The organism is Chitinophaga nivalis (assembly GCF_025989125.1).
Lineage (GTDB): Bacteria > Bacteroidota > Bacteroidia > Chitinophagales > Chitinophagaceae > Chitinophaga > Chitinophaga nivalis.
Genome location: NZ_JAPDNR010000001.1, coordinates 266882 through 291900, shown reverse-complemented (window position 1 = coordinate 291900; position 25019 = coordinate 266882). Strand labels below are relative to the sequence as shown.

The 25019-nt window shown below is 44.8% G+C and carries 27 protein-coding genes; 16 read left to right on the top strand and 11 right to left on the bottom strand.

Translation table 11 applies throughout. The features are described from left to right. Window positions 1–16 precede the first annotated feature (16 nt). From OL444_RS01175 to OL444_RS01155, 5 genes are all read left to right on the top strand, one after another. Window positions 17–478 carry a DUF983 domain-containing protein gene (locus OL444_RS01175; RefSeq protein WP_264735079.1) on the top strand — a complete coding sequence of 154 codons (462 nt, stop codon included), beginning with the start codon at window positions 17–19 and terminating at the stop codon, window positions 476–478. 189 nt (window positions 479–667) lie between these two features. Beyond that, a complete protein-coding gene (locus OL444_RS01170; protein ID WP_264735080.1) occupies window positions 668–2017 on the top strand; it encodes a TolC family protein in 1350 nt (449 codons plus the stop codon). Window positions 2018–2029: 12 nt separating this feature from the next. Beyond that, entirely contained in the window at window positions 2030–3256 is a 1227-nt protein-coding gene (locus tag OL444_RS01165) for an efflux RND transporter periplasmic adaptor subunit (protein WP_264735081.1), read from the top strand. Further along, the gene (locus tag OL444_RS01160) at window positions 3253–4002 is read left to right on the top strand and encodes an ABC transporter ATP-binding protein (RefSeq protein WP_307734754.1); all 750 of its coding nucleotides are present in this window, start codon (window positions 3253–3255) and stop codon (window positions 4000–4002) included. Before OL444_RS01165 ends, OL444_RS01160 begins: the two co-directional genes overlap by 4 nt. A gap of 13 nt (window positions 4003–4015) precedes the next feature. Further along, window positions 4016–5236 carry an ABC transporter permease gene (locus OL444_RS01155; RefSeq protein ID WP_264735082.1) on the top strand — a complete coding sequence of 407 codons (1221 nt, stop codon included), beginning with the start codon at window positions 4016–4018 and terminating at the stop codon, window positions 5234–5236. 4 nt (window positions 5237–5240) lie between these two features. Here OL444_RS01155 and OL444_RS01150 read toward each other — a convergent pair whose 3' ends face one another. Further along, a complete protein-coding gene (locus OL444_RS01150; protein ID WP_264735083.1) occupies window positions 5241–5570 on the bottom strand; it encodes a hypothetical protein in 330 nt (109 codons plus the stop codon). A 119-nt stretch (window positions 5571–5689) separates the two neighbouring features. After that, window positions 5690–5995 carry a hypothetical protein gene (locus OL444_RS01145; RefSeq protein ID WP_264735084.1) on the bottom strand — a complete coding sequence of 102 codons (306 nt, stop codon included), beginning with the start codon at window positions 5993–5995 and terminating at the stop codon, window positions 5690–5692. A gap of 193 nt (window positions 5996–6188) precedes the next feature. On the opposite strand from OL444_RS01145, the gene OL444_RS01140 reads away from it, so the two are divergent. Continuing rightward, the gene (locus OL444_RS01140) at window positions 6189–6749 is read left to right on the top strand and encodes a hypothetical protein (RefSeq protein WP_264735085.1); all 561 of its coding nucleotides are present in this window, start codon (window positions 6189–6191) and stop codon (window positions 6747–6749) included. A gap of 63 nt (window positions 6750–6812) precedes the next feature. Here OL444_RS01140 and OL444_RS01135 read toward each other — a convergent pair whose 3' ends face one another. Then, window positions 6813–7211, bottom strand: coding sequence for a nuclear transport factor 2 family protein (locus OL444_RS01135; protein WP_264735086.1), 399 nt, complete (start codon window positions 7209–7211; stop codon window positions 6813–6815). 143 nt (window positions 7212–7354) lie between these two features. Between OL444_RS01135 and OL444_RS01130 the strand changes: the two genes are divergently transcribed. Further along, on the top strand, window positions 7355–8353 hold the full coding sequence (locus tag OL444_RS01130; RefSeq protein WP_264735087.1) for an AraC family transcriptional regulator: 999 nt from the start codon (window positions 7355–7357) through the stop codon (window positions 8351–8353). Here the strand turns inward: OL444_RS01130 and OL444_RS01125 are convergent. After that, window positions 8341–8928, bottom strand: coding sequence for an SMI1/KNR4 family protein (locus OL444_RS01125; protein WP_264735088.1), 588 nt, complete (start codon window positions 8926–8928; stop codon window positions 8341–8343). The two genes, OL444_RS01130 and OL444_RS01125, sit on opposite strands and share 13 nt — an antisense overlap. A gap of 143 nt (window positions 8929–9071) precedes the next feature. Between OL444_RS01125 and OL444_RS01120 the strand changes: the two genes are divergently transcribed. Then, entirely contained in the window at window positions 9072–9350 is a 279-nt protein-coding gene (locus tag OL444_RS01120; RefSeq protein ID WP_264735089.1) for a hypothetical protein, read from the top strand. A gap of 59 nt (window positions 9351–9409) precedes the next feature. Here OL444_RS01120 and OL444_RS01115 read toward each other — a convergent pair whose 3' ends face one another. Beyond that, window positions 9410–10336, bottom strand: a complete 927-nt coding sequence (locus OL444_RS01115) for an AraC family transcriptional regulator (RefSeq protein ID WP_264735091.1) — start codon at window positions 10334–10336, stop codon at window positions 9410–9412. Between the two features lie 14 nt (window positions 10337–10350). Here OL444_RS01115 and OL444_RS01110 point away from each other — a divergent pair, with 14 nt between their 5' ends. Together OL444_RS01110 and OL444_RS01105 are read left to right on the top strand one after the other, a co-directional pair. Further along, window positions 10351–10749, top strand: a complete 399-nt coding sequence (locus OL444_RS01110; protein WP_264735092.1) for a DoxX family protein — start codon at window positions 10351–10353, stop codon at window positions 10747–10749. Next, window positions 10749–11693: a polysaccharide deacetylase family protein gene (locus OL444_RS01105; protein WP_264735093.1), complete on the top strand. Its 945-nt coding sequence runs from the start codon at window positions 10749–10751 to the stop codon at window positions 11691–11693. Before OL444_RS01110 ends, OL444_RS01105 begins: the two co-directional genes overlap by 1 nt. A gap of 64 nt (window positions 11694–11757) precedes the next feature. On the opposite strand, the gene OL444_RS01100 is transcribed toward OL444_RS01105, so the two are convergent. Together OL444_RS01100 and OL444_RS01095 are read right to left on the bottom strand one after the other, a co-directional pair. Then, window positions 11758–12615: a sigma-70 family RNA polymerase sigma factor gene (locus tag OL444_RS01100; protein ID WP_264735094.1), complete on the bottom strand. Its 858-nt coding sequence runs from the start codon at window positions 12613–12615 to the stop codon at window positions 11758–11760. 74 nt (window positions 12616–12689) lie between these two features. Beyond that, window positions 12690–13142 carry a carboxymuconolactone decarboxylase family protein gene (locus tag OL444_RS01095; protein WP_264735095.1) on the bottom strand — a complete coding sequence of 151 codons (453 nt, stop codon included), beginning with the start codon at window positions 13140–13142 and terminating at the stop codon, window positions 12690–12692. Between the two features lie 228 nt (window positions 13143–13370). Between OL444_RS01095 and OL444_RS01090 the strand changes: the two genes are divergently transcribed. Both OL444_RS01090 and OL444_RS01085 read left to right on the top strand, forming a co-directional pair. Continuing rightward, window positions 13371–13964 carry a hypothetical protein gene (locus OL444_RS01090; RefSeq protein WP_264735096.1) on the top strand — a complete coding sequence of 198 codons (594 nt, stop codon included), beginning with the start codon at window positions 13371–13373 and terminating at the stop codon, window positions 13962–13964. Window positions 13965–14260: 296 nt separating this feature from the next. Beyond that, window positions 14261–14926 carry a DUF2306 domain-containing protein gene (locus OL444_RS01085; protein WP_264735097.1) on the top strand — a complete coding sequence of 222 codons (666 nt, stop codon included), beginning with the start codon at window positions 14261–14263 and terminating at the stop codon, window positions 14924–14926. 4 nt (window positions 14927–14930) lie between these two features. Here OL444_RS01085 and OL444_RS01080 read toward each other — a convergent pair whose 3' ends face one another. Beyond that, the gene (locus OL444_RS01080) at window positions 14931–15848 is read right to left on the bottom strand and encodes a terpene synthase family protein (protein ID WP_264735098.1); all 918 of its coding nucleotides are present in this window, start codon (window positions 15846–15848) and stop codon (window positions 14931–14933) included. Window positions 15849–16565: 717 nt separating this feature from the next. Between OL444_RS01080 and OL444_RS01075 the strand changes: the two genes are divergently transcribed. Beyond that, window positions 16566–18710: a catalase gene (locus OL444_RS01075; protein WP_264735099.1), complete on the top strand. Its 2145-nt coding sequence runs from the start codon at window positions 16566–16568 to the stop codon at window positions 18708–18710. 85 nt (window positions 18711–18795) lie between these two features. Here OL444_RS01075 and OL444_RS01070 read toward each other — a convergent pair whose 3' ends face one another. Continuing rightward, window positions 18796–19326, bottom strand: coding sequence for a DinB family protein (locus OL444_RS01070; protein WP_264735100.1), 531 nt, complete (start codon window positions 19324–19326; stop codon window positions 18796–18798). Between the two features lie 136 nt (window positions 19327–19462). Next, window positions 19463–19789: a cold-shock protein gene (locus OL444_RS01065; protein ID WP_443092816.1), complete on the bottom strand. Its 327-nt coding sequence runs from the start codon at window positions 19787–19789 to the stop codon at window positions 19463–19465. Window positions 19790–21065: 1276 nt separating this feature from the next. Between OL444_RS01065 and OL444_RS01060 the strand changes: the two genes are divergently transcribed. From OL444_RS01060 to OL444_RS01050, 3 genes are all read left to right on the top strand, one after another. Then, window positions 21066–21218: a hypothetical protein gene (locus tag OL444_RS01060; RefSeq protein WP_264735101.1), complete on the top strand. Its 153-nt coding sequence runs from the start codon at window positions 21066–21068 to the stop codon at window positions 21216–21218. A gap of 93 nt (window positions 21219–21311) precedes the next feature. After that, window positions 21312–21503, top strand: coding sequence for a hypothetical protein (locus OL444_RS01055; RefSeq protein WP_264735102.1), 192 nt, complete (start codon window positions 21312–21314; stop codon window positions 21501–21503). Between the two features lie 652 nt (window positions 21504–22155). Beyond that, entirely contained in the window at window positions 22156–22371 is a 216-nt protein-coding gene (locus OL444_RS01050; protein WP_443092817.1) for a cold-shock protein, read from the top strand. Window positions 22372–22546: 175 nt separating this feature from the next. Here the strand turns inward: OL444_RS01050 and OL444_RS01045 are convergent, their stop codons facing one another. Further along, the gene (locus OL444_RS01045) at window positions 22547–24598 is read right to left on the bottom strand and encodes an eCIS core domain-containing protein (protein WP_264735103.1); all 2052 of its coding nucleotides are present in this window, start codon (window positions 24596–24598) and stop codon (window positions 22547–22549) included. Window positions 24599–25019: the final 421 nt, after the last annotated feature.

Here is a 25019-nt window from a genome sequence, read left to right as displayed (position 1 = left end):
TTAAAAGCTTTATAATATGTGTGCAGATAAAAAACACGAAAGGCCTAATTTGTTCAAAAGCTTGCTGGGTAATAAATGTGCGCGTTGCAGACGGGGATCTATCTTCAGTAAAAAGAATCCCTACGACCTGGCTAACTGTATGAAAATGCCGGAGAAATGTCCGGTATGTGGTCAGCAGATTGAAGTGGAAGTAGGGTTTTACTACGGTACCGGTTATGTGAGCTATGCTTTGTCTATTGCCGTTTGTGTGGCCAGTCTTATCGCCTGGTGGCTGTTTGTAGGATTTTCTATCTACGATAACCGCATATTCTGGTGGCTGGGTGTGAATGCTGTATTACTGTTGATTTTGCAACCATTGATCATGAGATGGTCCAGAACTATCTGGCTGGCCTTCTTCGTAGGGTATGATGAAGACTGGCAGCAAGGACCGCCTGCAGGTAGCGGAAGAGTAAATGCGACTTTCAAAAATGCGATATAGCCTGGTAGAGGCATAGTGGTTACAATAATAGTTACAGATTTAAATGGCGGGTTACAGGTTTCTTCGGAAATCTGTAACCCGTTTTAGTATGCCCCTGTCTGATCATAGCTATCGATTTATTCGTTATATTGTATAATCATTTAACCTCTGTTCGCATCTCTGGCTTTTACTAACATCAATGCTGATACGATGATGTTTTTACGACGGCCTGTTTTCGTTTATGTCATCCTGTTATTGTCTTTTTTCCCCGGCTCTGCTGTTTGGGCACAGGATAGTACATGGGGTGTTTTACCTGCGCAGTGGCGTCTACAGGATTGTTTCGATTATGCCCTGCAGCATAACATTACCCTGAATAGTTTACGTTTAAGCCGTATGAGCAGTGAACAGGATCTGTTACTGTCTAAAGCAGCCCGCTTGCCGGATCTGAGAGGTACGGCTTCCCAAAATCTTACCGGTGGAAAATCGTTGGCAGCAGATGGTAGTTATCCTTACCGGATAGGCGCAGCAGGTACCTATTCCGTCAACTCATCGGTTACTATTTTTCAGGGCGGTACCTTGCTGTACGACATCCGGCAAAAACAACTGGCCACCCAGGTGGCAGCATTGAATATTGCCCAGCAGGTAAATGATCTCACCATCCTCATTACGCAGGCTTACCTGAATATCCTGCTGGCAAAGGAAAATCTGGTGTATGTAAATGATGTGGTGACTACTTCCGCAGCCCAGGTACAACAAGGTCAACAACGGTACGATGCCGGAAGCATTGCCTTAAAAGACCTGGCATCGTTGCAGGCGCAGCTGGCCAATGACCGCTATTTACTGGTCACTGCCGAAAACCAGCACCGGCAGAATAAACTAAGCTTAAAACAACTATTACAGCTACCTGGTGGCTACAACTTTGAAATAGTTGCACCAGATACCCTGCTGGCCAACGCCCGCCTGCTACCCTTACAGGAAGTGGTGGATACTGCCCTGGCCAACCGACCGGAAGTGAAAAACAGCGAACTGGGTGTAGCTATCTCCTCATTGGATCTGGCCAAGGCGAAAGCAGCTTACTGGCCTACTTTAAGCGGCAACGGCGCCCTGGGTTCTTCCTATGCAAGAGATCCTGATAATAACTATTTCAAACAACTCGATAATAACTTCTATCAACAAATCGGACTCACTTTATCGGTACCCATTTTTACCCGGCGGGTGAATAAAACCAATGAAGAAAAATCACGCATCGCGGTAGATCAATCCCGCCTGAATCTGCAGAACACCAGAACCACGCTTTCCCAGACCATTGAACAGGCTTACATCAATGTGCAGAATGCCCAGTCGCAATATGATGCAGCTGTAGAGCAACTGAAATATACACAGGAAAGCTATCGGATTGCTACCGAGCAGTTGAAAGTAGGAGTGGCCAATATGGTGGATTTTCTGCAGCAGAAAAATTTATACATCCAGGCATTACAGAATTATATACAGTCGAAATACAGTGCAGCATTGACTATCAGGATATATGATTTTTACAGGGGCGTACCGGTAAAACTATAAACGTCATGAAGTATGAGAAAGTATAAAAGGATTATTATCATATTGATGGTGATACTGGCGCTCATCGCTATCTGGTATTTTTTCATCAGAAAGAAGCCGGTACCGGTGACGTTTGAACGTACACAGGCTGTCTATGGGCCTATTGCCACTACGGTAACGGCTACAGGTACCATTCAGCCCGTAGATACGGTAGCCGTGGGTACCCAGGTATCCGGTACGCTGAAATATCTATATGTGGATTTTAACAGCAAAGTGAAAAAAGGGGAATTGCTGGGAGAGCTGGATAAGGTACTGTTTCAGACGCAGGTAGACCAGTACAATGCGAATTTACAGGTGGCGAAAAGTAACCTGGAATATCAGCAGAATAATTTCCGGCGGCAGGAACTGTTGTTTAAAACCGGTGCTATCAGCCGGGCCGACTATGATGTTGCTACCAACCAGCTAAATCAGGCGAAAGCCAATGTAGCCAGTGTAAATGCACAACTGCAGTCGGCCTTGAAGAACCTTTCCTTTACAGAAATTACCTCACCAATTGCAGGAGTGGTCCTCAACAGAAATGTCAGCGTAGGGCAAACAGTCGCTGCGAGTTTTAATACACCTACCTTGTTTGTGATTGCCAAAGATATTACCAAGATGCAGGTAGAAGCCAATGTAGATGAAGCGGATATCGGCAATGTGGCCGATTCCCAGCGGGTTACCTTTACGGTAGATGCTTATCTCGAAGATGTATTTTCCGGCAGGGTACAGGAAATACGGTTGCAACCTTCTGTATCCTCCAATGTAGTCACCTATAATACGATCATTAATGCACCCAATGATAAGATGAAACTGAAACCGGGCATGACGGCCAACGCTACCATCTATACGGCGGAAAAAGACAGCACGTTGTTATTGCCGGTGAAGGCGCTCAAATTCAGACCAGATTCTGTGCAGCTGAAAGACTACGTGATTCAGTATGCGGTGCGCAGAACACCGGGAACAAGAAAAGATACGACTGGTAAATTCAAAAGTGTGGAGCGCATCGGATCATCCAACTATGTGTGGCTGTTGCGGGGCGACACCCTGGTGCAAAAACATATCCGTACCGGATTGAATGATAATACCCATATCGAAGTATTATCTGGGCTTACCACACAGGACATTGTTATCATGAGTGTACTCACCGGAGATGCTGCCGTAGCACAAACAGGAACGAAAAGTCCGTTCCTGCCAAAGATGGGAGGAGGCCGCAGGCGATGAACAAAAAGATACTGGAATTACAACAGATCCGGCGGGAGTTTACCATGGGTACCGAAGTCGTACGTGCGTTAAAAGGTGTGTCCTTTGATGTGCATGCTGGTGAATTTGTAACCATTATGGGGAGTAGCGGTTCGGGTAAAACCACGTTACTGAATATACTGGGTTGCCTCGATAAACCATCGGATGGCGCCTATCTGCTGGATGGGGTGAATGTGAGCGGGCTGTCGCGCAATGACCTGGCGCGTTTGCGCAACCATAAAATAGGGTTTGTATTTCAGGCTTATAACCTGTTGCCGCGTACATCGGCCCTGGAAAATGTAGAGTTGCCGTTATTCTATAATCCAACCCTTACGGCAAAGGAACGCCGGGATAAAGCCATTGGCGCTCTGGAGGCCGTGAAGCTGGCAGAGAGGCTGGATCATACACCCAGTCAGCTTTCCGGCGGACAGCAACAACGGGTAGCTATTGCCCGGGCGCTCGTCAATCAGCCGGTGATGATCCTGGCGGATGAAGCTACCGGTAACCTGGATACCCGTACTTCCTACGAAATTATGGCCCTTATGCAAGACCTCAATCAGCAGGAAGGTAAAACCATTGTATTTGTAACACATGAACCGGATATCGCAGCATTCAGCAACAGAACCGTGATGCTGCGGGATGGTAAAGTGGTGAAAGATAGCCGGAATGAAAATGTACGGTCGGCAAAAGAAGCACTGGCTGGATTACCGCCGGCAGAAGATTACTGATTAATCGCCTACTATGAGCGCACTCAATCTCATACGGATTGCATTAAGAGCCTTGCAGCGAAATAAGTTGCGGGCTTTTCTGACGATGCTGGGTATTATCATCGGGGTTGCCGCCGTTATCGCGATGGTAGCCATCGGGGAAGGTTCCAAGCAAAGTATTCAGTCGCAGCTGAGTAGCATGGGATCAAACATGATTACCATATTGCCCAGCAGCAATGTATCCGGTGGCGTGCGGGTAGAAGGTGCCAGCCTGCAGTCGTTGACGCTGGTGGATGTAAAAGCTATTCAGCGGGATGCGGCATCGGTAGGCGCCGTATCACCGGTATCTTCCGCCAAAGGACAGGCTATTGCAGGGGCGCTGAACTGGCCTACCTCATTGCAGGGGGTAGCGCCGTCTTACCTCGATATCCGCAAGCTGACGGTGAATGAAGGCATCAGTTTTTCAGATGCGGATGTGGCCACGGCTGCAAAAGTTTGTTTGCTGGGACAAACGGTCATCAACAACCTGTTTCCCAGCGGAGAAAGCCCTATCGGTAAAATTATTCGTTTCAAATCTATTCCCCTGCAGGTAATAGGTACGCTGGCTTCCAAAGGACAAAGCTCTTTCGGACAAGACCAGGACGATATTATCATAGCTCCTTATACTACCGTACAGAAAAGAATATTAGCAACGATTTACTTCCAGAGTATTTATGCTTCTGCCGTCAGTGAAGGCGCCTCGGAAAAAGCAACGGATGAAATTATTGATATCCTGCGGCAAACGCACCGGTTGCGGCCTGCCGATGAAAATAATTTCCAGGTACGCACCATGGAGGAACTGATTAAAACACTGAGTTCCACCAGTAGTCTGTTAACCATTCTGCTCACGGCTATTGCAGGCATTTCCCTGGTGATTGGCGGCATTGGTATTATGAATATCATGTACGTTTCTGTAACGGAACGTACCCGGGAAATAGGCTTGCGGATGGCAGTAGGAGGAAGAGGGATTGATATTTTATTACAATTTCTGGTAGAAGCTATCATTATCAGTATTACCGGCGGGTTGATCGGCGTAGTGCTGGGTATTACAACGGCTAAGGTGATCACACTCACATTAGGCTGGCCCACATTGGTATCAGAATCTTCTATTATTTTATCCTTTATGGTATGTGCGCTGACGGGAGTATTCTTTGGATATTATCCGGCGCAGAAGGCTTCCCGCCTGGACCCGATAGAGGCGTTGCGGTATGAATAGACGGTTAGCCGTTGCAATCGCAGGGGGTAGCGATACCGGCTTGTATCCATGCTTTAAAAACACTTTCTTTTTCAAAAGCGGGATGGTTGAGCGCTTTCCCGGTAATATCCTGCAGTACAGCACCATCTGCATGAGCGCTGATTACTTGTTGTGTGGCGGCTATCTGTGCCGGAGAAATAGCCCCTAATATCTTTTTAAATTCAAAGACCACACTATCGGAAGTATCGTTGGCATGAATCACCACAACGATGAAAATATAATCCCCAAACTGTTGCTGCAGGAACGGAATGGCGTGTGCATGAATCTGGTAGCAGGTGCCGGGGGTGAGTTGCATGTCGTACAATTTATGTGAAGGTACACTGGATTACTGAGTCGTGGTACGTAAAGCCGGGGGCATTAAAAAACCGGTAGTGGCAAGGCTACCGGTTTTAAAGAGAAAATATTGATGATGGATTAGTTTTTCTTTTTATCATGTATCTGATTATGTTTCAGGTACACTTTTTTACCTTTTTCATTGACGATGAACTTGCGGTCTTTTTTATCGATATATACGGTTTCTCCGTTGGGCCCTTCTTTGTCTTTATAAATTTTATCTGTAACGGCGGATGCGCCTTTTACAGCAACGGAAGCTGTTTTGTTACCTATTTTTTTTAGGGTGCTATCAATGCCCTGTGCGAAGCTATGTTGACCGGCCAGGGAAATCATTACACCTACTGCTGCTGCAAACAGAAATTTTCCTACCTGAATTGGAGTTTTCATGATTAATTTTCTTTTAAATGTCTTGAAAATAATATTCAGGTAGATGTTATCCAACAATAATGCCATTTCGGTTCTCCGCTAAAAGAGAGCCTTTTACAGATGTTTGTTTTTTGACCTGTAGGATAACTGCCATATGGGCTCATACAAACTGTGTACTTTTATTTCGTATATTCATAGCCGATAACCTGTATTTATGAAGCCAACGAAAGGTCTGTACCTGTCTGTTCCTACACCTTGTGAGGAGAATTGGGATGAAATGACCTGTACTGCAACAGGACGGCATTGTAATAACTGTAGCAAAACCGTGATTGATTTCTCCCGGATGTCGGATGTTGAGATGCTGGCTGTTATCAGAAACAGCGGGGAGGAGGTATGTGGTTATTTTAATACGACGCAACTGGAAAGGGTTGTGGCAGCGCCTGTACTGCCGCGGAGTAGCTTTATACCTACGATGTTGCTGTCTGCAGGACTGATGGTAAGTATTGCAAATCAGGGACATGCTGCCGCCAGAACATGGGAAAAAGTGGAAATGGATATGACGGTGCCGTTAACTGATACTATAACTGTACCGGATACACGTAACGGAAATATGCCACCGGCGGAGGCAATTATTTATAAAGGAAATACCAGCTGGAAAGGCAAGGTAGTATGCACCGAAGTAAATATGGTGGATCCCGCCGTGAAGATTGCACCGGCTCATTTTTCCGGTAAACTGCTCCTGGAAAAGAAAAAAAAGCGATGGTTTCATTTTTAAAGCCGGAAGCCCCGGAGTACACGAATGCACTCCAAAGGCTTAACCGGGTTGATTACTAACTGACTATTGTTGCCCCCAGAACAGGTCTTCCTGTGCCGGATCTGATACATATATTTTAGCCGCTACAATTTTTCCATCGTTTACCGTGTATACATCCACGTTATCAGTGTCCAGTACTGCCCCGGGGCGTGTAGCTGTCCAGTGCAATACAACGGCTGCCTGATCTCCGTTTACACTGATCGTGCTGGTATGGGTTAAGGCCATGGTATTGCCGGATACTGCAAACATGCCACCCACCATCTGAAATACTTCTCCGATGCTTTTTTTAGTGCCCGCGAAGCGATTATGCCCAGGTTGTTCCCAGATAATATCAGGATGTAATAAGGCACCCAGTTGTTCCATATTTACGGCTTTTACGGCGGTTAAAAATGCGTTGACTACTGCTGCTGTCTGATTTTCCATGTTATATTTTTTTTCGTGTGTATGAATAATTTGATAGCACAAAACTAGTGCGGGCAGGGCCCTCTTTCATTATCATAACACGACAATTCATTACCATTTTACGACAGTTTTTTTGTGAAGCAATTGATAAATATCTTTACCATATGAAACAACTGGCATTAGGAATGATAGCGTATGCCGTGCAGCGTGATGTAGATGCTGCACAGTTATGTAAGCATGCGGGTATTGATCCGGAAGCATTGAAGCATAAAACATGCCCACCGGTCACGGCACAACAGCTGCAGGATTTGTGGCTCAATGCCGGCCGGCTTACCAATGATCCTTTATTCGGATTACACTTTGCCGAATCTTTACGACCGGCAGCACTGGGTATTGTAGGTGAAATTATCCAAAGCAGTGCCACCGTGGGGGAAGCGCTCACCCACGCCGCAGCGCTCACGCACCTGATTACAGACCAGTGCCGGATGGAAGTGATCCGCACGCATAAAACCTTTACCGTTCAACTGATTCCTCATACAGATCCCGGTGCCACACCGCCCTATGCATTCCGGCAACTGATAGACCTGTTGCTGGTAATGGTCATCCACGAACTGGATGGACTGGTGTTTGAAAAAATTATTCCATCCGCGGTACGCCTGGCGTATGCTGTGCCGGATGTACAGGAGTATGAACGGGTATTCCGTTGCAAACCCTTGAAACGTGCAGGGGAATACAGCCTGGTATTCGACAGCCGCTACTGGGATGAACCGTTGTTAACAGCCAATCACCAGTTGCAGGGGTTATTGCTGCAAAAGGTATCTTCGCTGGCCGCACAAACCGGTAGTCAGCCGGCCACCCTGCAGACAAGAATATACAATTACCTGCTGGCCAACTCCTATCTGGGAGTGGCATCGCTGAATGATATGGCAGCCAACTTTAACCTGAGTCCGCGCAGCTTACAACGTAAGCTCCGGGAAGAAGGGGTGAAATATCAGGAGATCGCTGATGCGGTGCGTAGTTCACTGGCCTTATACTACATTGCTTCCGGTAATTATCCGTTGAAGGATATTTCCTATATGTTGGGTTATAATGAATTAAGTGCTTTTACCCGGGCATTTAAACGCTGGACGGGCAGCACACCGGTCACTTATCAGTCGTTGTAGTTCAGGAACGTGTCTTTGTGTACGATTCCCCATTTTTTAACAAATACATATTCTCCTTTTTCTATAGCTGTGATGTATTGATGCATCCACGCTTCAAAGGAAGGGGCTAATATGCCGCGGTGGCTGTCTTCATGCCATACGGTGATGATCTGGCCGTATTGCCCTTCCGGAGCCGGGTCGAGGTCGATACACAGGTGGTTGCCAAAACCATCGCTGGTAATGGGTATCCACAAGGGGTTCCACCAATCACTTTTAATACCGGTATCTGGTGTGGATGCTATTATTTCTTCGTTATAAATGAAACCGCCGCTGTCCAGTACATTTTTCCAGTGATGCCACTGGGTAATCATGTCTTCTACCGGTAGCAGCTGGTCTGCATCCACGAGGCCGGTTTTAACCCGCTGTTGTCCGTTGTGTATGGCGTAAAAGGACTTGAAATCAGCCGGCAGCTTGCTGCCGATAAGCCTTTCCAGGGCGTCAACGGTGGCAGGTGCAACACCTGGGTTAAGGGTGTCGGGTAGTTTGGGAGCATGCTTTTGCATCCATTTTTCCCATCTGGTCCAATATGCTTGCATGTTTTTGGGTTTAAACTGACTATAAAGATGTAAAATTTCGGGAATAAATTCTTTCCTGATTTCTGCTTGTTTTTTGTAAGGTAATAATCAATAATTTTGTAGCACTCAATAAAACGAGCATCATTAAAAGTAAATAACGCATTATGGTACAGTTACCTAAATTTCTGATCGCAGATGATCCTGTTACAGACCCGGAAAATGAATATATTTTTCATACCGAAACGCCCCGCTTCTTTGCAAAAAGAGTGGAAGAAGATGAAGAAACAGCATACATCGACATCGTGCACGAAATTGATAATGTAGAGGAGTTCTTCAAAAATACCCCGGAGAAAAAACAAGAACTGCTGGAACAACTGGAAGATTGGTATTATTCTTACATGGAGTGGCTGGAAGATGATGGTGAAGAAGAAGACGAAGAATAGTAACCGGTAAATTTATTATAAAAAAGCGTCCGCCGCCAGCGGGCGCTTTTTTAATGCCCTTAGTTGGCCTGGTGCTGCTGCACCTGCACCTCCTTCCGGAAGGCAGAAGGATTAACCCCTTTATATTTTTTAAAGATCCTGTTTAAGTGGCTTTCATCTGTAAAGCCCAGCTCCCAGGCAATTTCTCCTACACGCATCTGGCTGTACTGCAGCCGTATTTCCACCAGTTTCAGTTTGTATTGTGTGATGTATTGCTGCAGGCTGTCGCCGTTATGCCGCTTAAAATATTCGCTCAGATAGGTAGGCGAAATATTAAAATGAGTGGCAATCTGCTCTGCACGCAGTTTTTCGGGCGAATAAATATGCTCGTGTATATAATGCAGTATATTTTGAGACGTATCTGTCTTAGGGCTGTTTCTGGCCGGTTCCGGCAGTTGGAACAACATGTTGCGGGCTACTACCATGATGATGGTATTCACAATCTGCTGGGCCAGTTCCTTGTGATAGTGCTGTTGGTTGACCAGCTCCCGGATCAGCGCTTCTATCAGTGATTTGACCAGGGGTTTGTCGGTTTTGTTTTTTAAGATACAACCCGGCAGGTGATTATTATTCTGGAAGATGAATTCCAGTTGCTGAATCCAGTCTTTCGGCTGGTTTTTCAGGTAGATGTTATTGAAGCGGATAAAGAAGAATTTCGTGGTTTCCTTTACTTCAAAAGAGTGGGAATCCTGCGGCATGACCAGAAACAGTTTCTCCGGGCTGTAAGGCAGCTGATGCTGGTTGACAGATTGCACCCCATCTCCCTCAACAATATAAACCAGTTCGAAGAAGTTATGCTTATGCGGATCTATCGGGCATTCTGTACATTCCCGGTATTCAATCTCAAAAGGCTGATATAAATTCTCGTGTACCATACCCGCAAAAGTACAGAATGATCCCAGGAATGTACTGTTTTTTTGATCGGCGGCGGCTGAACTTTGAGTCATCAAAAATATATCACATGGACAATAACGCTATTGCATTCGTATTACTTCGCCTGGCAGTTGCTGCTAGTATGTTTGGCCACGGATTGGTCCGTTTGCCTAAATTAAATGGTTTCAGTGGCTGGATGGTTAAGAGCTTTGAAAACTCTATGCTGCCAAAAATAATGGTAGTGCCTTTCAGTTATGCTTTGCCTATCGCCGAATTTGTAATCGGCGCCCTGCTGATCCTTGGTTTATTTACCCGTGCGTCCCTGATTGGTGGCAGCATTGTGATGTTCATGCTGATCATGGGTACTACCCTGATCGAACATTGGGAAGCCCTTCCTTCTCAGTTGATACATGTTGCCTTTTTCGCGGTTTTACTGGTATTTATCCGGTATAACACTATTGCAGTGGATCATCTCATTAAAAAATAATGGCTACAAGAAAAGAATTTCTGAAAACAGCCGGCATGGTTGGCCTGGCAGGGATGGTACGCCCCGGCGCTGTGATCGCGCAAGCCTCACCTTCCCGGCTACCAGCGGCTACCCCTACCTGGGCAGATGGTTCCCGCCTGATCGTATCTGTATCCATGCAGTTTGAAGCCGGCGGACAACCCGATAACGCAGAAAGTCCGTTTCCACGGAACATGCAGCCCGGCTTTAAAGACCTGCCCGCCGCCACCTGGTACGAGTATGGCTACAAGGAAGGGATCCCGCGGATGCTCGACAACTGGGATAAACATGGCATTAAAGTTACCTCCCATATGGTCGGCGCAGCGGTCCTGAAAAATCCGGCCCTCGCCCGGGAAATTGTACAAAGGGGGCACGAAGCTGCTGCACATGGCCGCGATTGGTCTTCCCAATACATGTTATCCTACGAAGCCGAAAAACGTTTCATCCAGGATGGAGTGACCGCCGTGAAGGAAGCCACGGGCGTTACGCCGGTAGGCTATAATGCCAACTGGCTGCGGCGGGGCGAAAATACCCTGAAGATATTGCAGGAATTGGGCTTCCTGTACCACATCGATGACCTGAGCCGCGATGAACCTTTCATCACCACCGTAAATAACCGCGATTTTGCAGTAGTGCCCTATACACTACGCTGTAACGATATTCAGCTCATTGCCGGACAATGGTTTTCTACAGATCAGTTTCTGCAGCAGGTAAAAATGGAATTTGATCAGTTGTATGAAGAGTCAGCCCGCCGTCGCAGAATGATGTCTATCAGCTTCCACGACCGCATTGGCGGTACACCACAGCTGGTGAATGCGACAAGTGCTTTGCTGACATACCTGCAAAAGCACAAGGGAGTTGTATTCCGGCGGAAAGATGAAATTGCGAAAATGGCCCTGGAAGATAAAAATACCATCCGCGAATAAGTGAGCGATAACAGCCATCCCCCTGTCAGGAAGCGCGGGCTTTCCGGCAGGGGGGATGACGTATTTATGCGATGGTGAGCGACTTCAATTTTTCAGGATCCACCAGCACGCTGATCTGAGCAATCCGGCCATCTGTTTCATCGAGGCGGAATACCTGACAGCTGATCAGTTGCGGCCCGTTATACAACAGGATGGCAGGTTGGTGGTTGATCTCTTTTATCTCCATGGATAAAGCCGATTGATAGGTTTTATACAGATAGATAAGCAGATCGGTAACTTCCCGTAAGCCCTGACAGGTTTTCTTCACTACCTTATGTGTAGTACCACCATCGGCAAAGAAGGAAATATCCTTTGACAGCAGGCTTTCCAGCTGTTGTGTGTCTCCTCCGGTGAGGGCATTGATGTAGTTGTTTAAAATATCCGGTGTCACTTTACCCGTACTGACTGGCCGTTGCGCAGGATCTAACCTGGCTTTCGCCCGGCTCAGGAGTTTCCGGGAATTTTCCACGGTACTGGATAATACCTCCGCAATTTCCTCATGGCTGTAGCCGAATGCTTCTTTTAAAATGAATACCGCTCTTTCTTTCGGGTTTAATTGTTCCAGCAATATGAGCAATGAATAGGACGCAACATCCCTTAGATTGATATTTGCATCGGCAGCTTCCGTGGCTACCGGTTCTGGTAGCCACACGTCATCGCTGCTCACAGTTTTTCTTCTGTTCCTGATATTGATAGATTGATTAACGACACTCTTGATCAGGTAATTTTTTTCGTTGGTAATACCTTCCCGGTGAGTGGCAACGTAGTTGGATAATACGTCTTGTATGGCATCTTTGGCATCTTCAGCAGATCCCAGGATGTTATAGGCGTATGGGAATAAAACCCTTTGATAATCTTTCAGGTGATATTGTTCGTCAGACATGGTTTATCGTAGAATGTAGCATACGTATAATACTTATCCTGATAAAAGTAAGGACTATTCAGTAATTACAGACACTATGCAGGTTTGTAATCTCCGGGCACAGTTCTGAATGTTTTGTTGATCCTGTTCCAGGTGTTGATTTGTCCTACTACCAGGGCCAGGTCTGCGATATCTCCTTTAGAGAAAAACTGACTCAGTGCCTCATATACATCATCTTCCACATCCTGGCTGTTGGCTTTGGTCAGCACTTCTGCAAAGGCGAGGGCCGCTCTTTCTGCATCTGTATAAAAAGGAGCATCTCTCCAGGCAGCTAAAGAATACAGCCGTTGTTCCGTTTCTCCCATGTGGATGGCGTCTTTGTAATGCATGTCCAGGCAATAGGCGCATCCATTGATCTGTGATACGCGGAATTTGATCAGCTCCTGCAAAGCAGGTGCGATGCCGGATCTTTTCAGATAAGCTTCTGTTTTCATTAAGCCATCCATAAAACCTTTGTTGGTGTCTTGAAATAAAATTCTTGCGGTCATGATATATCGTTTTAATTGTTTCAAAAATGTCGACTATATATAAAACACAACAGCCGTTTAAAACGTGACAGCTTTTGCTATTTTTTTTTGAGAAAAAAATAAACAGATGATGATATGTTGATTATCAATCGTTTATTCTTAAACAAATGAAAGAAGAAAATGATTTCTTTTTAAGATGCATTTATGGAATTTATATTTTCGGTGCATCCTGAGAGAAACCTGATGTATATGAAAATCATGATTCCTGATCCCTGTACCGCTAACTGGGATATGATGACGGCGCAAGAGGCAGGACGCTTTTGTACTTCCTGTGCTACTACAGTAGTTGATTTTACCCGGATGACAGATGAGGAGGTACAAAACTATCTGTTGGCAAATGCCCATCAGAAGATGTGTGGCCGTTTCCGGGAATCGCAGTTGGCGCCGGTACCTGCCGGTTTGCAGGAGGTGATGTCGCATACGTCATTGCCTTACTGGAAGAAATTCCTGGCTATTGTGATCGTGGTATTTGGCAGCCTGCTCACGGCCTGTAACGAAACACCGGCTACTACCACCGGCGTGATGGTGCCCGCTGATACCGTTAATGTGACTGCCGGCTTAGTGGTTCCGATGGATACGACCGTTCCTGGCCAGATACCGGTAACGCCAACAAAAGATAAATTACCTGTTGTGAACCCGGTACCGGCTCCGGATCCACAAATCATGGGCGGCATCCGTTTAATCGATCCCCCTCCACCTGGTGGATGTCGGCCGGCAGCAGATACTACGTTACCCACGGAACAGATGATCATGGGAGATGTTGTGATGCCAGAACCAAGATAAAACAAACTTGTTTGCGGCATATAGGGTGAGTATATCGGTACCTGATAATTTTAAAAACAGGTATGTCGGTTTTTCACCCTACACTTTTTATCATACAGGATGGCACAGACCCGAAAACCTGTTTTTGAAATCCTGTCCGGCTGTGGGGATACAGACGAGATGTTGTAACTTTCGGGAACGACCAGCTACAACAATACCGGCAATGATGGCTGCCATTCAAATAATGACTGCCGCCAACATCCGTTATACCGGTATCGGCATCCAGATATTGTCAGGTAATCAAAGGTCCCCATATCATGTCCTCAAAACAACACGGTGATAAACGCTATCATTCCATTTTTAATAAAGCCCGGTGGATACTTTTTGCCGGATTGGCTGCTATTATAGGGCTGTATCCTGTTTTATACTTTGTAGTACCCGGAAAATTCAAATTGCTGAATGGAAAGAGCGCAGCATTGCTGGCCAGTATTGCCTGGAATACGGCTTTTTATACACACATTGTTTTAGGTGGGCTGGCGTTATTGATTGGCTGGAGTCAGTTCCACCGTCAATTACGGCAACAGCACACAGGGTTGCACCGAACGATCGGGAAAACCTATGTGCTGGCCGCATTATTAAGTTCGCTGGCAGGCATTTACCTGGGCTTTTATGCCATGGGAGGCCCGATAGCTGCTGTCGGTTTCATCTGTCTTGGCCTGGTCTGGTTTACTACTACTTTCACCGCCTGGTTATACATCAGAAGAGGACTGACTGATCAGCATGAAAAAATGATGATTTACAGTTACGCTGCCTGTTTTGGCGCAGTAACGCTGCGCCTATGGCTACCCGTACTGACTATGCTTTATCATGATTTTATGAAAGCATACGTATGTGTAGCCTGGTTGTCGTGGGTACCTAATATAATGGTTGCTTATTTCATGGTGCAGCAGAAAGCCGTTCGCAATAGATCAACAACTGTCTGAGCGCTTATACCAGATATCTGGAAGTATAGGATAACCAGCTGATATGTCCATTCAGCCATGTGCCCAGTCCTTCTACATACTTTTGAACCAATGCCTGATTGGCGCCGAAGTCTGGTATGGCATGGGACAGCTTTGTGAATTTTTCCAGGTGGGCATCATGCATCCGTACTGCTTCCTGTATCGCATCTTCAGGAGAACGGTTTTGCGTATGCTGCAGCACCAGCACCAGATTCATTACTTCATGCGCCAGTATTTCTTTTTCCAGTGAATAGAGATCATTGGCCCATCCCATCATATCGTAGGCGAGTGCACTTATCCGCCGGATGTAAGGATGATTGTAAACATCCTCCGGCAATATGCTGCCGGTAGTTACTTCTATGAGGTCGGCAACGCCAGGAGCCAGCATGATTTTTACCCTAATCTCCAGGTAGTCTTCCAGAGAGGGATATCTTGCCACCGGCTTATAACTATAATTGGTATCGATCATCAAACCTTCAAAGAAGTGTATATGATCATCAATAAACCTGGCCATCCATTGATCTGTCACAAAGGACTGTAACGCTTCTCTTACAAGGGAAAGCTGCCGGAATATTTCGTTGTCATGAGCGGTGATAGGCGCTCCACGTAATATTTCCACACTGCGTGCGCATGCTTCGCTGAGGTCGTCCAGATTGAGTGGACCATAATAATCATCAAAGGTAATTGCCCAGATCAGCCATCGGGTGATAACAGATAGCTGTTCTTCTGTACCATTGGGCCAGCTGGCGGCCGCCCAATATCCGGCATTTATCTTTTTTAGTTTCTCATTGAAGGCATCAGGTAGTAGCTGATACGCTTCAATAATGCTTATAGCGTTTTCTTCTAGCAGGTCTACGCCTGGGTTAATACGCGAGGGAAAAGGATATTTTAGTAGCGGCCTCATAGTTATTCAAAGATCAGTGTAGGTTAAAAGTAAAAACGTCGAAAAGAAATCCCACCTCAGTCATCGTAACAAAAATTGTTGGTTATCCCGGTATTAGCAGCTACTGCCGGTACACTAAACAATAAATATCATGATAAACCTGCCCGGACAGCTGCTGTAGAATTGCGTATACACTGATTAGTCCGGCAGTCACTGTCTACAAAACCGCTATCATTGGATAACGGATGGCAGCAAAAAAAATTAATACAAACATCATAAATACATGTCACCCGCAACCTGCTTTCACCAGCCTGGTGCAGGCGCTATCAGTATAATTCATGTTTGATGATACCAGTGACTGCCCTGTCGCAGTGATATGACTGCAATGAATGCTTACTGGACGCAGTATAATAGTAACGGCATTTGTTTATACGGCCTCCGCTTTTAAAAGCCATATGGTTGACGTGATGAATGCCCGGCAAGGGTAATGTTTTCTACAACTTACATACACTATCAGGTATAAAAAACAATCAGACGTGATGATCCTGTAAGGCATGTAATTTGGAACATTGTCCATGTTTTTATTGCAAACCTTAAAATGCCATGCTATGACTACCTCAGACATTGTCAACAATCAATTAATTCCCGCGACATAAAAAGATTACTGATTGAAAAAACGCTATGTTATCCTGCTACAGGATAAAACGGATGTATTGCCCACTCAAAAAAAATTGCATTATGGCAAAGAAAAAAGTAACGATACCCGACAATGAGAAGCAACAGGAACTGGAACGGGATAAGGAACATCCCGAAGATACCCTGTTAACGACCAACCAGGGATTAAAGATCAATGATAATCAGAACTCCCTGAAGGCAGGAGAACGCGGGCCTTCCTTACTGGAAGATTTTATACTGCGGGAGAAGATAACCCACTTTGACCACGAAAGAATACCCGAGAGAATTGTACATGCAAGGGGGGCAGGAGCACATGGCATATTTCAGTTGTATGCCTCACAGGAAAAATATACCAAAGCAAAATTTCTCAATGATACCAATACAGCTACCCCTGTATTTGTAAGATTTTCCACGGTGGCGGGTTCGCGCGGATCGTCCGATCTGGCGCGGGATGCACGGGGCTTTGCCGTAAAGTTTTATACAGAGGAAGGTAACTATGACCTGGTAGGAAATAACATACCGGTGTTTTTTATACAGGACGCGATGAAGTTTCCGGACCTCATTCATGCGGTAAAACCGGAACCGCATCATGAAATGCCGCAGGCGGCATCTGCACACGATACTTTCTGGGATTTCATTTCCCTGATGCCGGAAGCGGCGCATATGATTATGTGGGTGATGTCTGACCGGGCTATTCCCCGTAGCTATCGGATGATGGAAGGGTTTGGGGTAAATACCTTCCGGCTGATCAATGAAAAAGGAGAAGCCCATTTTGTGAAGTTTCACTGGAAACCTGTGTTGGGGGCACATGCGGTAGCATGGGATGAAGCATTGAAAATATCCGGTAAAGATCCTGACTTTCATCGCCGGGATTTATGGGAAGCCATTGAAAATAAACAATACCCCGAATGGGAACTGGGCATACAGATAGTAGCTGCTGCTGATGAACATACACTGGGAATAGATTTGCTGGATCCTACCAAACTGATTCCGGAAGAACAGGTACCGGTTGAAATGATTGGTAAGCTTACGCTGAACAGAAATCCGGATAACTTTTTCGCGGAAACAGAGCAGGTTGCTTTTCATCCCGGACATATTGTACCGGGTATTGACTTCACCAATGATCCCTTGCTGCAGGGACGGTTGTTCTCTTATACAGATACGCAATTATCGCGGTTGGGAAGTCCTAATTTCCATGAAATACCCATTAACAGAGCTATATCCGCGGTACATAACAACCAGCGCGACGGGCATATGCGGCAAACCATTAATACCGGTCGTACCAGTTATCAACCTAACACTATTGGTGGGGGCTGTCCGTTTCAGGCAAAGCTGAGCGAAGGCGGTTTTACTTCGTATGAAGAACGCATTGATGCCCACAAGATCAGAGACCGCAGTGAAAGTTTTTCGGATCATTTCAGCCAGGCGAAGTTGTTTTATAACAGCCAGTCAACGGCGGAGAAAAAACACCTCACAGATGCGCTGCGGTTTGAATTGGGTAAAGTGGAAATTACAGCTATCAAAACCAGGATGCTGGGTATACTCAGTCAGATAGACCGGTTACTGGCAGAAAATGTAGCCGCCGGGTTAGGACTGGAAGTGCCGGAACAACCGGAGAAGCCGATTAATCAAGGTATTCCGGCGGATGCAGATCCGGAAAAATATGAACCCACCCCCATTCACCTGATCATAGAAAGTTCCGCTGCCCTGAGTATGGACCGCAAGGAAAATAAAGGTATTGTATCCCGGAAGGTGGCCTTTCTGGTAGCAGACGGTGTAGATGGACAGTCCCTGGAAGATGCCCGGGATGCCTTGCTGGATGAGGGCGCAGTGGTTAAAGTAATTGCGCCTCATGGGGGCTTTATCCGTAATGCAGACGGGGAGGATATTCCGGTAGACCATACGTTGCTAACGACTGCTTCCGTGCTTTTTGATGCGTTGTATATTCCTGGTGGTGCCGCCAGTATTGCTGCGTTAAAGCAGGACCCCGATGCTATTCATTTTATTAATGAAACTTTCCGGCATTGCAAGGCCATTGCCGCTCATCCGGATGCACATGCGTTAATAAATGTAACCTATGTAGCGTCGCATGCCGATAAAAATAAGGATAGCGGATTATATCTCGATGACGACATGGAGGCTTTTATAGCCGGCATTGGGCTGCATCGTTTCTGGGACCTGGAAGAAGAGCGAAAGGTGCCGGCCTGATAATACGTATTTGGTAGTCGCTTCTTGCGGTCATTTGTGTTTGTATGGTGGGGAGGCCTTTTTAAAAAGGCCTCCCTTTTTATTTTTAGGTGAGATAGGTTGCCGCAGGCAGGTATCTTTCTTTGAGTATGTTTAAATGATGTTGCTGATGCCCTATAATGGTATAGCCCATTGCCAGCACGCTCATGTTGATTTTATAATTGTTGCCGGATGTTAGGAGCATACCATCGGTAAAGCTGTTGAACAGTGCGATGGTGGATTGTCTGACCAGTTTTAACTCGGCCATGATATCAGTCAGTGGCCGTTCATCAGCATGGCTGTTGGCTGCATATTCATTTTCATCAAATGGAGGTAGTGGTGTATCATCGTTGCGGGAAAATACCAACGCCCTGTAGGTGAAAATTCTTTCTGTATCCGTTACATGCTGAAACATGGTTTTAACAGACCATTTTCCGGGGGCATAACTATAGTTACCGTAAGTCTCCAGTAAAGGCATATCCAGCGTGTTAATCGTCTGTAATGATTGCTGGAAGGCGGCGGCTAGTTCCTGGTCAGGCGCCAGGGCGATGTAACGGTCGTAGTACTCCGGCATGGGGAGTATAGCTTGTTTATTCATAATTGGTGGAAATTACCCTGCTAAGCTATCGAAAAATCAGTTAGGTTGTCAGCCTGGTATATGATGGCAACAAGGCCTGTATAATCACAGACCTTGTTGCCATTATTATTGACGAAGTCTGATGGATAGCTGTTTACTAAAGGCGCCGTACATTTCTGGCCTGTAGCCCTTTAGGACCCATCTCTGCTTCAAATGATACGCGTTGTCCTTCATGAGTAAACAGGCCCGCTAATCCATCAAAATCACTAAAGTGAACAAATAGATCCAGTCCGTCTACATCTCGGGTAATAAAACCATATCCTTTTATTATATTAAACCATTTAATGGTACCGTTATATCTTTCGCTTACCGGAGCGGCATGTCTGATGACATTGTTGGATGCTGCGTGGCTGGTAGCCTGCAGGGAGTGCATCATGAATAGAGGAGACATTAAAATAGCGAGTGTTAAAGATAACTTTTTCATAATGATACATTTTAGAGGTGAGAGTGATAGATGATTGTAATTAGCGGGTAGTAAGTGATGAAAAGAGGTAGTTGTGTAACTGGTAGTGATGTTATTGAACCATTGTATCAATAGGTTGTCTCGTTTTTCAAAAAAGGGGGATCTGATCCTGTATCAGGGTTGTTAATTGTAAAGGTAAATTAATAAAACACTACTGTGATATAAGGCTATTATGGCATTTGCTGGTTCCTGGCTTCCCTCATTTCACATTTAGGCTGTTGTTGGTTCCTGCAGCAGGGCATGATGATAAATGCTGGTAGTAAAAAAGAGCGAGGTACCGGTATCATCATGTGCTCAATATAGATACGACCGGGAGAGTATAAAAGGATGTTAACAGCCGGTTAATGGTATAATCGAACAGGCTGGTACAACAGACAGATGATTTCTCCACGCTCGTTTGGTACCAGAATATCAGGTCTGCCTGCCGTATGTAAGGTTTCGGAAGAAGATGCCCGGAAGATGTGCAACAAATCACTGGAAGATAGACGGGTGGCAGAAAACCGGCATCTTATACCGGACCATGTAGTCGACCGGTATATATTGTCCGGGGCGACTACACGGTTTTTTCTCATAGAAGTACTGTTATGCAGGTGAATTGCAGTGCCTTGTATTAATTTTATATTTGTCAGCCTGGCTTTCCTTTGCTTTGATCCCTGATGAAAATATTCCTGTTAACACGTTTTTTTTCTGCTTAAAATCATCATCATCTTATTACCTGATTACTCCTGACTGTTATACGAGTTGATGTTTTTTTATTCATCTCTATAATTCCTGACATGGAAAAGCAATTTTTTTATCAGTAAAATTCTCACCCGGAATCAATTACAGCGCGTAATTGGTGGCATGGGAGCATGCCGGACCAATTGTAATCCGGAAGAATGTAAGCTCTCTTGTATTGCGCGTGCATTTATCGGTGGAAAGTGTGGTGTTAATGCATGTATTTGTTGGACGCACTGGTAAATATAGATTTATGTAAGCATGCACGGCATGCCCTGTTGGCATATGCTGTTATCTGTTATATTTGGTCATCAATTTCCGTTCAGGTATCATGCAGACAAGGCCAGTGTTATTACTGGCCTTGTTTTTTACTGCGCAGACTTCTTTAAACGCGTATAAAATAGTTATGAAAACCCCGGTAATGGCTTGCCATCGGTTTTTTATGAGATACCTGTAACCTTCCCGACGTGTTTTATTATAACTGTTGGATAATTTTTCTCCACTAATAAAATTTAAAATCATGAAAACAAACATTGGTAAACCACTGATGAGAAATGAGCTGAAAAAAATAAACGGAGGTATAATACCGCTCATCTCCCTGTGTTTATGGTGTAATGCCTTAAATATGGCCTATTGTTGTTCTATTCAGGCTGCTTGCTGCAAGAATGGATAATATAGGGTTTTACCGGGAGGAATAGTAGTCATCTCTTGCTCCCGGTAAAAAACATATAGCGGAACCGGCTGTATGCTTTATATTGAAATGCATATGCGTAAGAACAAGTCCCGGATACTAAGCATCCCTGCTCCCTGTACCGCTGAATGGGCCGATATGTCTGTCGTGCCGGGTGGGCGTTTTTGTACACAATGCCAGCAAAAAGTGATCGGCTTTTCTACATTGCCGGATAGCGAAATGGCGTTTTTCAGCGGGAAGTCCTATCCGCATTCGCAGCGGCATTGACTGCGTCTGACTGCCTGCTGCCAGCTCCTTTTCGCTGGTTTACACGGCTTGACTGCTTTCTGGCACTGCAGGACTGTCAGTTTACATGGCTTGATGGTTTATTGACAAGGTCGGGAAGTGTATTTACACTGCCTGGCTGTCAGGTAGAGGGGCTTGAATGCCTGCTGACAATATCAAGATGCCTGTTTACAAGGGTAAATAGGCTTTTTACGCGCCTTTTCCGGCTATTGACAGGTAAATATTCAAGTTTGTATAAAAATATCGGCAGACAGGCTGGTATGTGAAATTTTTTACGGGACGTATTTTAATACATGCTGTGGATGAATGACGAGATAAGCCGTTATAGATAGGAGATACAAAAATTGGTTGCTTTCCTGAAATGACCTGATGGTGTATTTCCGTGAACCGGTAGCAGCAGCTGTAACGTATAAAGTATGGGGGCCGGATTGCTACGGCTATAACCGTTCACCAGTATGGATTGCGTTAATGAATGGTTAACGACGTGGTTATAAAATCTGTTGGCTTATTTCTGGCGTAAATAAAAAACAGGCTTGTTACACTATACTTTATTTCTATCTGCCTGCATCCATATTTCCTAACCTGGCGGAAGCCGAAAAGCCGAAAGAGTAGGCATAACCATAAATAAATAACCATGAAAAACGATCTTTTTGACCATTGTACCAGTTTGTCAAAAGAAGAAGCTGCCAATATTCAGGGTGGCCTCAGTGGTACTGTGAAATGGTTTAATGAGGATAAAGGCTTTGGATTTATTACACCATTAGATGGGCAGGCGGATGTTTTTGTACATTTTGCAACTATACAGGTGGCAGGATTTCAGCCGTTGCCGGATATTGATTTGCATGTTTAGAGAAGAAACACGGATGATGAGCAATCTGTCGGGATGTTGTTTCTTATTAGTTGATAGATTTAAATGACAGGTTTATTCAAACAAGCGGGTATCTCAGAATAATTATGAGACATCCGCTTGTTCTTTAAGAAAAGGAAGGTGATTAAAATATGTAACTATCTATGTCGCCTTGTTGTTAGTTATCCGCTCTGGTGAGAAATTCATCTGTCTTATTATTGGAGCGAAATTCTGTTAGAAGAAATCCTGTATATTTCTCGTTGTTGAGATTTGAATAGGTATCTTTTCGAACGCCGTATCCGGTTCCAAATTCTTCTCCTAGAAATTTAGTACTTTCATTCTTTGAAGGTTGATTAACGGACTTATCTAATGAGTTTTTAATGATATTCAAACACATATTTACTTCTTTAGTTACAGTTGCCTTATCATCATTATGATTTCTCTCAGGTATGCCTTTATTGAGTTTTTTTGTTATATCTGTAGTTATATTATGATTTCCTGTTTCTATTATGTTTTCGAGCACCTTTCTGGTTTTGATATTTTCTCCTATTGCTGATAATACCATATTAGGAATATTGTCTTTTATCCATAACTCGTGAAGATCCTTTACATGTGAATGAAGATCGATTCCGTTGGGGATTGGTGTTTGGGTTTCAGCGACTCGTAGAATAGATGGAATAGCAATTAGATTAGATAATCCTTTTGCCAGAAGATAGAGGGCTAGACCGATTTTTACTTTTTCAGCCTCATTATCTATGTTTATATCTGCTAGTAAATCTAGAAGTCGCTTTGTTAAAGTGTCATAGAGGGTAAGGTGCATCTTCTCGCTTTGGGAAGCATTTAAATCTTTCTCGCTACTTTTAATTTCATGTACTATTTCCTGTGGTGTCAATGGGATATTTAACTGATAGCCTATTTGGTGACCATTTTGAGCTGCTACCCATTTTTTTCTTTGTGCAGAAATCCTAAATGAACGTAGGTCTGTTCTTTGAGTTTTTAGAGAAAAAAGGCCCAATATTTCCGCCAATACATCCTCCAGATTTACTTCTTGATTCTCATCTCTAATTTCTTGAAGTTTAAGTTGGAAAAGATTATGAACATGACTTATATAGTTTTTATCAACATTTCCAGTCTCTACATCCAACGGCGCGAGAAAGGGAGGTACCACCAATTCCAGTTCTTCTTGTGCGTCTGTTTCCAGAATAAATGGGATGTTGAATAAGTTGCTAAAAGGACCCGATCTTGCTACTTCGGTATGAGATGTCATACGCGGTAGCTGTCCTTCAGGCCGCGGTGGAAATTCTTCCCATGTGGCAAATTCATATTCAAGCCCAAAACTTCTGAAAAGTGTTAAAATGTTTTGCATTGGTGCTTGTTGTTCATGTAATTTATCATGTAAATTTTTTTGGTTATTTATTATTTCTCGTAGATCACCATCGAGAGTAAAATATTTTGAATAAGCTTGCGTAGCCCATCCTCTTTGGACCCTTTTAAGGACCTCTATCTCTACTGCAAGATCTTTTTTTAGATTTGTCCGCTCGTCTCCTTTCAGATTATTAGACTCCACCTCTTCACTTCCCACTACGTTATTAGGGAAATACTTTCCATCTCTTTTCCAGATTGGAATACGTTGTACAACAGGAGTGGCTGTAAGGACTGCAGTAGAAGGGGCGGATACCGGAGAAGTGAGTGTCGCTTGTGAGACTTTTTGCCCCATTGTATCAGCTTCTTGTTCCAATGTGCTATTGTTATTGATTGCTGTACCGCTTTTAAGTTGCATTGTTGGTTGCACTCGTCCCTGTTTCTGCTGCACTACATGCCATGCTTCATGAGGCAAATGTTTCTCCTGCCTGGGGCCAACATGAATATCGGTGCCTTGGGCATAGGCGAGTGCCTGTAGTTGCGCCGGTTTATCTGAGTTGTAATGAACTTTAACATCATCCATCGAAAGACCGGACATATTTTCTACGCCGGATTTCAGTTTGTCCGGTAACCCTGTGTTGTTGGGTGTTAGTGGTGAAGGTCCAGCTTCTGTATGTTGTCTGGGAGTTGGCTGGTTCCCTGAATGGTGCTTTCGCTGCACGGGATGATCGCTGGTGGCTGTTTGTTGCTTAGGCGTAAAAAAGGAATCTGGCTGTTCTGTTCCTTTAGGATTGAAAAAAGCGGTTTGCTGTTGTGCCGTATGATGCGGCATCGACCGGGCATGCCGGGTGGATGATTGTTTAAACATAGGAATGGGGTATAGGGTTAATTATCTTAAATAAAGTTAGCTGTTTTTTGCTATCAGGATCTACCTATTTGGGGGGAGGAATGCAATTTTATTTCTTTGAAAAAAAATTATATTTTAAAAGGAACAGGTGCTTGCCGATACCAGAAAACCTATGCTTTCAATATTAACGCCGGCATATTTCTTTCTGCATTATGCTAGCAGTTGAAATGAATATTTTGTGGTTGTACCAATGCAGTATCCATTGTATTTTATTACTGTAATCCACTTTATCCATTCAACAAACTTCACATGAAAAAACGTACACTTACCGGCATTTCCCTGACCAGAAATGAACTTAAAAAAGTGCTTGGCGGCATGAGCGACCAACAGCAAATCTGTGATACAGGTACCTGTTTCGGCGGACCCAAGACCTGGTGCATAA